The 1,306-nt window shown below is 46.6% G+C and carries 2 protein-coding genes; both read left to right on the forward strand.

All coding sequences use genetic code 11. The features are described 5' to 3' along the window. Positions 1-90 precede the first annotated feature (90 nt). On the forward strand, positions 91-1,122 hold the full coding sequence (locus R7190_RS25570) for a sensor histidine kinase (RefSeq protein ID WP_069505606.1): 1,032 nt from the start codon (positions 91-93) through the stop codon (positions 1,120-1,122). A 1-nt stretch (position 1,123) separates the two neighbouring features. After that, positions 1,124-1,306: response regulator (locus R7190_RS25575; RefSeq protein WP_318137641.1), on the forward strand; the 183-nt coding region annotated here is incomplete at its 3' end.

The following is a 1,306-nucleotide window of genomic DNA, read 5'->3' on the forward strand; positions in this document are numbered from 1 at the left end:
GCACGCTTTTTAACCGGAGACGACCATTCTGCTTACGCACAAATCAACGATAAGAATATGATTGTATTTAACATCAAAGGGAAATTTTAAATGTGTTCAGCTAAGTCAATGGTAGCAAGTGGATGGCAGCGCAGTGTGGTTGTCACCACGTTGTTTTGTTTGTTTATCTCGGGAATGACGCTCTCAGTTTGGGGCGGTCCGTACTACGTGCATGTGCTGGTGAGCTTTGGTTTTGGCTACTCTGCGCTGTTTTTCTCGTGGTTGATCGACAAGTTGTTTCCGACCATCCCACGCATGCTAGAAATTGCGCTATCACTGACTGCGTGTTTGTTGTTTGGTGTAATTAATGCGCAGTTTTGGCTCGGTGAATACTTCGGTATTTCGGGCATGTTGCCTGTCTTGCTGATGGGCCTGCTGTTTAGCGGTATGTGTTATTTTTATTTTCATTCACGCGAAAAAGAAGCCATTGCACAGCGTGAGCTAGAGAGCATCAAACGTGAAAATGCCGAACAAGAACGAGCCCTTTTACTCAGCCAGCTCAAGCAGATGCAAAGCCAAATTGAGCCGCATTTTCTGTTTAATACGCTTGCCAATATCAGCGCGTTGATGTCGCAAGACGTCGATAAAGCCAAACAAATGTTGGATCAACTCACGGCGTTATTGCGTGCAACGCTAAAAAACTCGCGTGAGGAGCACACCACGGTTGAGAATGAAATCGCCTTGATTGACGCTTATCTGGGTATTCAAAAAATTCGTTTAGGCGAGCGCTTAAGTTACACAATCGAGGTGCAAGAAGGGTTAGGAAATACAGAGTTGCCTCCGATGATGCTGCAACCTTTGGTAGAGAACGCCATTATTCACGGCATCGAGCCAAAACGTGAAGGTGGCGAAGTCCAATTGCTGATAAAGCAAGAGAAACAGCTGTTGCAAATTGAAGTGAAAGATACTGGCGTGGGGTTGAGTCACGTCAGCAATCACTCTGGTTCGGGGATTGGGTTGAGTAACCTTAAACAGCGCATGGATGCCTTATTTTCAGGCAAAGGTCAGGTGTCGATCAGTGAATCTTCCGAAGGTGGTGTGAGTGTGCGTTTGAGTTGGCCAATGACAAGTAAGGAACAGTGAAATGAATACAGGGTTTACTGCCATTATCGCCGATGATGAGCCGTTATTGCGGCATCATCTCGACAAAAGCCTCGCGGAAGTGTGGCCGGAGTTGGACATCGTTGCCAAGGTAGCTGATGGCGAACAAGCCTTGCTCGCCATTGAGCAAAGCCAACCTGATATTGCCTTTCTCGATATTCGTATG

This window comes from Vibrio sp. 1078-1, assembly GCF_033340475.1.

Excerpts from the sequence above, each read along its gene's own strand:
- R7190_RS25570 (WP_069505606.1), top strand. The coding sequence starts at position 91 with ATGTGTTCAGCTAAGTCAATGGTAGCAAGTGGATGGCAGCGCAGTGTG.